The sequence below is a fragment of the Collinsella aerofaciens genome (assembly GCF_040915425.1).
GTDB lineage: Bacteria > Actinomycetota > Coriobacteriia > Coriobacteriales > Coriobacteriaceae > Collinsella > Collinsella aerofaciens_BW.
On the sequence record NZ_JBCPDN010000007.1, the window covers coordinates 1 to 3,878 of the forward strand.

Sequence of the window (3,878 nt, forward strand, 5' to 3'; positions counted from 1 at the left end):
CCACGTTGCCGACCGACAGCATGCGGGCGAGGAACTCGGCGTCGTTGCGGTCGTTCTTCCTGCGCCTGTCCGCGCTGGGCTTGATCATCTTCGAGACGGCGCCGACCACGCAGTCGACCCCCAGGCCGGAAAGCCTCTTCTGCAGGTCGAAGCCCGTGACCCCGGACTCGTACACGCACCTGGCCCTGGGGTCCACGGAACGGACCCACTCCGCGACGGCGCCGGCGTCGTAGCCGAAGGTCGCGGCACGTACCTCCCCGGTCATGACGTCGAGGGAGACGGCCTTTATCGAGCGGGCGTGGACGTCGAGGCCGATGAAGGTGGTAGTATCGAGCATGGGAGCCCCTTCCATGAATGCGGCGTGGCCGCCACGGTTGGATTAGACACACACCATTGTCGGCCTAATCCGCGGTCTTTCATGCAGCAGGGGCTCTCAATGTTTTTATGTCCTGCTCATATCGTCTGTGCCGGCACTTTGGGACACTCCTTAGCTAGAAGATCCGGCGCAGGTCTCCGCGGTTGAGCGCTTCGTCGAAGAGGTGCTTGAACACCGCGCTGCCGTGCAGGCCGTCGTGCTCGAACTCGTTGGTCACCCAGGCATGCGAGTTGCCCACGCGGCTGAGCGTATCGAGCTGCATGCCCGAATCGACGTACATATCGTCGAAATACACCGCGGCCTGGAGTGGCACCTCGTTGCAGGCTAGGCGCTGCGGGTCGTAGATCTTGTCCCAGCTGGTGTCTTCCATCAGCAGGTCCATGGCGGGCTTAAACGGCATAAGCTCGGGCATCTGCTCAAACATCCACGGGAACATGGCCTCGCCGGTAAACATGAGCGGGCGCGCGAGGGTGTCGAACTCGGCGCGGTGTGCCTTCTCTTCTGCCGCGGCCCAGCGAATGGGCATGGTGTCGCCGTCGGCGTAGATGAACTCCTGCAGCGTCCAGTACAGCGGATTCGTGCGTGTGTTGGTGCGCTCGAATGCGCGCATCAAAAAGCCGTCGGATACCGAGGAGCCGCAGCTCAGCGTGCCATCGCCATCAACAAACGCGTGGTCGATAATCCAGTGCATGCGCTCAAAGCTCGGCTTCATACCAAAGTCGCTGCCCATGAGCTGTAGGCGCTCGACCGTCATCGGCGAGCCGTCGGGCAGCACGGGCTTCTGTGCCTCGAGCGCATCGGCCAGGGCTGCCACGCGCTCGACGTCGGCGGGGTAGCGGTCGTAATACTGCTGCGTCTTGGCGGCCATGCGCAGGAAGGTGTGCGCGTAGACCTCGCTTGCGCTCGCTGGCACGTGGGGGATGCCGCCGCAGGTAAAGCTCGCCGCCACGTCCTCGGGGAAGAGCGACAGATAACTCAGCGTCAAAAAGCCGCCGTAGCTCTGGCCGAGCGTGACCCAGGGCTTACCGCCAAAGCCCACCAGGCGCAGGTACTCAAAATCGCGCACGATGGAGCTGGCGAGGTGGCGCTTGAGGAAGTCCGCCTGCGAGCGTGCGGCATCGGAGCCGGCCGCCGTCGCGCGCTCGCCCAGAGCCGCGATCGTACGCCCGTCTACACAGCTGCTGCGCCCCGTGCCGCGCTGGTCGGGAAGGACCACGCGGAAGTGTTTGACGGCTTCCTCAATCCAGCCGTCGCTCGTGGGTGAGAGCGGACGCGGGCTCTCGCCACCAGGGCCGCCCTGCAAAAACAGGAGCAGCGGTAGATCGTCGTTGATGCGGTCGGGGGCGCAGACCACGCGGTAGAAGAGCTTGATGCTCTCGGGCGCGCCGGCGATGGGTGCCGGCATGGCGCCGCGGCGCATGGTGCTGCCGACGGCCAAAAGCATTGGCTCAAGGCCGCGCCAGTCGAGAGGGACATCGATGCTGTGGTCCTCGACATAAAGGCCGGGGACGTGGTACGAAGTGATGAGGGCCATGTGAGTCTTCCGTTCGTTGCGGTGTTTCGGGTTGACCAATTCTACCGCCGCGGGCGAGGCCATGCGCAAATCGGCTACCATGGTTGCAAACTTCTAGGAGAAAGGGCCGTCCATGTCGGTCGATATAGCCACGTATGTCCACGATCTTGCCGTTGCCGCCAAGGCAGCGTCGGCCTCGCTTGCCACGGCGAGCGATGGGCAGCGCCAGGAGGCCGTGCGCACCATGGCCGCAGCACTGCGCAACGGTGTCGACTCCATCGTCGCCGCCAACGAGCTCGATATGTCTGCCGCGCGCGATGCGGGTACCTCGGCCGGACTGCTCGATCGCCTGCTGCTGACGCCCGAGCGCGTCGAGGGTATGGCCGCCGGTTTGGAGAAGCTCGCCGAGCTGCCCGATCCCGTGGGCCGCGTGCTCGACCACCGCGTGCTTGCGAGCGGTGTGGACCTGACCCGCGTGAGCGTGCCGTTGGGTCTGGTTGCCATGGTCTACGAGGCGCGCCCCAACGTGACGGCCGACGCCGCAGGCATCTGCATCCGTACCGGCAACGCCTGCATTCTGCGCGGCGGCTCGCTGGCCTATCACTCGTGTGCCATGATCGCCGAGCTGCTGGCCGATGCGCTCGAGGCCAAGGGCTTCCCGCGCGAGGCCGTGTCGATGATCGAGTCCACCGACCGCGAGGCCACTGGCGAGCTCATGAAGCTCCGCGGTATCGTCGACGTACTCATTCCGCGCGGCGGTGCAGGCCTGATCCAGCGCTGCGTGCGCGAGTCGCTTGTGCCGGTGATCGAGACGGGCACTGGCAACTGCCACATCTACGTACATGAATCCGCCGACTTTGATAAGGCGCTCAACATTATCGTTAATGCCAAGACCCAGCGCGTAGGCGTGTGCAATGCCGCCGAGTCGCTGCTGGTCGACCGTGCTGTGGCCGATGCGTTTTTGCCCGCGGTCGTGACCGTGCTGCATGACCACGGCGTGCTCATTCACGGCGACGAGGCAACCTGCGCCGCATGCGCCGATGCCGGGCTTGTGGAGGGCGATGACTACGTCGCCGCGACTGAGGAGGACTGGGGTCGCGAGTACCTGGCGCTCGAGATGAGCGTGAAGGTCGTGGCAAACGAGGACGAGGCCATCGCACACATCAACCGCTACGGCACGATGCACTCCGAGGCCATCGTTGCCGAGGATACGGATGCTTGCGAGCGCTTCCTCGATGCTGTCGATGCCTCGGCCGTGTACTCCAACGCCAGCACTCGCTTCACTGACGGCGGCGAGTTTGGCCTGGGTGCCGAGATCGGCATCTCGACCCAAAAACTCCACGCCCGTGGCCCCTTTGCCGCCGAGGCCCTCACCACCTACAAATACAAGCTCCGCGGCACCGGCCAGGTCCGTCCCTAACGCCCGCGCAAACAAAAACCACCACAAAGGTGCCTGTCCCCTTTGTGGTGGTTTTAGGTGGCGTTGACGGTTAGGCCTGGAAGGTATCTCGGTCGGGGGCGAAGGACTGCATGGCCGCGATGGTGCGGTCAAAGAGCTCGGGGAGCTCCCAGCCCAACATCTCGGCGCCCTGCGAAATCACGTCGCGCGAGCAGCCGGCGGCAAAGCGTTTGTCCTTGAACTTCTTCTTGAGCGACTTAGTCGTAAAGTCCATAACGCTCTTGCTCGGGCGCATGATGACGGCAGCGCCGATCAGGCCGGTGAGCTCATCGCAGGCAAACAGGATCTTTTCCATCTGCAGCTCGGGCTTGGGTAGTGAGGTGTTGAAGTCCGACGTGTGCGTCTGGATGGCGCGAATGAGCTCGGGAGACGCACCTTCGCCCTCAAGAATCTCTGCAGCATAGATGGTGTGGTTCACGGGATCGTCCTCATGCTCCTCCCAATCCAGGTCGTGCAGCAGACCGACGATGCCCCAAAACTCCTCGTTCTCGGGGTCGAACTCGCGCGCAAAGTAGCGCATAGTTCCCTCG

General features: G+C 64.1%; 3 protein-coding genes and 1 pseudogene. 1 reads left to right on the forward strand and 3 read right to left on the reverse strand.

Annotation, left to right across the window (positions count from 1 at the left end):
- Together AB5164_RS01795 and AB5164_RS01800 are read right to left on the reverse strand one after the other, a co-directional pair.
- Window positions 1–337, reverse strand: a pseudogene (locus AB5164_RS01795) (IS110 family transposase); the annotation flags it as partial.
- A 154-nt stretch (window positions 338–491) separates the two neighbouring features.
- Window positions 492–1,910: an alpha/beta fold hydrolase gene (locus tag AB5164_RS01800; protein WP_368142394.1), complete on the reverse strand. Its 1,419-nt coding sequence runs from the start codon at window positions 1,908–1,910 to the stop codon at window positions 492–494.
- A gap of 112 nt (window positions 1,911–2,022) precedes the next feature.
- Here AB5164_RS01800 and AB5164_RS01805 point away from each other — a divergent pair, with 112 nt between their 5' ends.
- The gene (locus AB5164_RS01805; protein WP_368142393.1) at window positions 2,023–3,309 is read left to right on the forward strand and encodes a glutamate-5-semialdehyde dehydrogenase; all 1,287 of its coding nucleotides are present in this window, start codon (window positions 2,023–2,025) and stop codon (window positions 3,307–3,309) included.
- Window positions 3,310–3,379: 70 nt separating this feature from the next.
- Here the strand turns inward: AB5164_RS01805 and AB5164_RS01810 are convergent.
- Window positions 3,380–3,878 (reverse strand): HD domain-containing protein (locus AB5164_RS01810; RefSeq protein WP_368147755.1); only part of this gene is annotated, 499 nt, incomplete at its 5' end.

What these genes read in the sequence shown, in the direction of transcription:
- AB5164_RS01800 (WP_368142394.1), bottom strand. Translation starts at nt 1,910, where the DNA reads ATGGCCCTCATCACTTCGTACCACGTCCCCGGCCTTTATGTCGAGGAC.
- AB5164_RS01805 (WP_368142393.1), top strand. Translation starts at nt 2,023, where the DNA reads ATGTCGGTCGATATAGCCACGTATGTCCACGATCTTGCCGTTGCCGCC.